Annotated in this window: 2 protein-coding genes; both read left to right on the top strand. The window is 26.3% G+C overall.

Annotation, left to right across the window (positions count from 1 at the left end; translation table 11 throughout):
• Positions 1 to 783, top strand: a 783-nt coding sequence (locus tag HSACCH_RS13895; protein ID WP_040476876.1) for a hypothetical protein, incomplete at its 5' end; no start/stop codon positions are given.
• 156 nt (positions 784 to 939) lie between these two features.
• Positions 940 to 1,764 (top strand): hypothetical protein, encoded by an 825-nt coding sequence (locus HSACCH_RS00140; RefSeq protein ID WP_005486931.1) that lies wholly within the window; start codon positions 940 to 942, stop codon positions 1,762 to 1,764.
• The last annotated feature ends 767 nt before the right edge of the window (positions 1,765 to 2,531 follow it).

Raw genomic sequence — 2,531 nt, 5'->3', positions numbered from 1 at the left:
TTAGATGAAATTAGTAATGTTAGAAATGCTTTAGCTCATTTTAGACCAATGAAAAAAGAGGATGTAGAATTAGTTAAGCAAAATGGAAATCATATTTTAAATTCAGTTGAAAAAGGTCTTTTAAATATAATTCAGATAACTGATATTGTTCCTACAAATACTCAAGAAAAGTGGTATGAATCTTTGAGTAACATAGAAAATGAATATTGTAATTTGTTCTTTTATCAAAGTTCAGATGAAAAATGGATAAAAATAGATATTAATTATCACTGCTCTAATATTAGTAAAGAAAATACTATTTTTAATAATAAGCTATATAAAGTCTTAAATATAGTTTCTCCTAATATTTTATCCGAATTTCCAAACTACAAAGATAAGCTAATTTTCATCTCAGAATCAGTAAGTTCTACTATGAAAGAAAATGATTTAGAAGTGTTAAAAGATATTTCGTTTGTTTTTAGTAGAAGTGTCCTAAAAAAGTATAATAAAGAAATTTTGTCAGATTTTCAAAAAGTATTAAATATTATAAGAAAAGAAACTAATTTGATAAAAGAAGATCATCTAGCTAGAGGAGATTTAATTGTTTCATCTCAAATTAATGTTTATAAAAAAGATAATGGAAATTGGAATATACGTGATGAAAATTTAAAATATAATACAGATGAAAGTACACTTACAGAATATTGGGGTGAATTTAATATTTATAGTAATGATTTTATTTCTACTACTTATAATTACCCTTGGATGCCTGTATCAACCTCTGATTTTGTATTACCCTTTTAAAAAATGCTACATCTGATAACATGGGATTGAAGATTCCGCTGCGCTCCATTGCAAATTTATTCGGCAAGGGCAGTCGCCCTAAGCCTCATAAACTTCTTAAATCCCAGGGACGTTAGGCGAAATTCTTTAACCTGATAAAATAAATGGGGGTTAACTATGGAAATAATTCAATTAACTAAAAAAGTTGATATTGATTGGACTAATATAGAAATATCTTTAGGAGTTCCACCAGTAGCACATTTAGAAAACTATTCTTTTGATTTTGAAATTTCACCTCGAGATTTTCTGAGCTTTGCCCAGCAAAATCTAAAAATGAATGATAAGAAAGGATTAATAAGTGCTTTAAGTAATGCTAAAAGAGCTATAGATTGTCAAATTGATCTTGTTATTCTTTTTTATGGTTTTAATTACAGTAAGTTTGAAAAAGCAAACTGTTATTCTCAAATCAAAAGTTTAATTAATGAATACGAAATTGAAAATCAAAAATTTTCTGGAGTTCCTTTTAAATTAAAGTTTATTACTTCATTTGGAATAGCTCCTTCATTTTTAGTTTCTAAAATTCGTGAATTAAGAAATAAACTTGAGCATGAGTATAAAATGCCATCTAAAGCAGAGGTACGTGAAGCAGTTGAAGTAGCAGAATTATTTATTAATAGCACAGAAAATATTATAACTCGTAATTTTTATCATTCAATCTTTTTTGGTAATAATTTATATATTGATGATTCATATAATAAACCTTTTTTTAAAATATCATACCCAGAAGATAATAAAGATAATAAGATTTTAAAACAAAAGTATAATGAATTTAAAATAACCTTATTTAAAAATAAAGAAACATATATCAGTAAAATTTCTCCTAAAAATAAAAAATATATTTTTTTGATAAAAGTTTTATTAGGTGAATTTTCATATTTAGTTGATGTCTTTGATATTGATATGGAAAGAAAATATTTTAATTATAAGTTAATACAAAAATAAGAACTTCGCCTAACATGGGATTGAAGATTCCGCTGCGCTCCATCCAAATTCATTCAGCAAGGGCAGTTGCCCTAAGCTTCATGAACTTCTTAAATCCCAGGAACGTTATACGACATTAAACTAGGTGGGTGCGTTTCAGCGTAGAAAGAACGAGATGGATTTGTAAAACCCTCTCGGGTAATTCAAAACCAAATTAATAATAATTAAACCATTAATTTTAAATTATTTGGTTAAGATCAAAATAATTCTTGAACAAATCGCTTTTTAAAAATGTCAGGTGTAAAGTCTTAATTAACGAAAAGTGTAAAAAGTTATTTGTCATTAAAATTTTCTGCTGTAAATCTTAATGAAATAAGTTTCATGAAGATAGCAAATTCAATATATCAATGAGAAGCACTGCAGCAGATAATATTAATTTAATAAAAGAAGAGAGATCTTAATTAAAATATTTTTGATTAATATTTAATGTTAATTTTTAATAAACTACAAATATAAAAGCCTTATTGTCCATCATAAAGTTTTGTAAATCTATATGAAGTAAGTTTCGGGAAGATCTAGAATTTTAAGTATCAATGAGAAGTATAACAGCAATAATAAATAATAGAGAAGTAAAGATTTTTACGCCTAACAGTCACAGTTGTGACATTAGGCTGGGTCAAGTGTCTTTATTGCTTAGAAGTTTCGAGATGGATTGACAAGATGCCCTTTAGAAAATCAAAAAAGAGAAATAATGATTAAACCTGTTACTATGCAGGTATTTTTTTCTT

It is taken from the genome of Halanaerobium saccharolyticum subsp. saccharolyticum DSM 6643 (assembly GCF_000350165.1).
GTDB classification, from domain to species: Bacteria; Bacillota; Halanaerobiia; order Halanaerobiales; family Halanaerobiaceae; genus Halanaerobium; species Halanaerobium saccharolyticum.
Note: the sequence above shows the minus strand (reverse complement) of the source record. Positions and strands in the feature narration are given on the sequence as shown.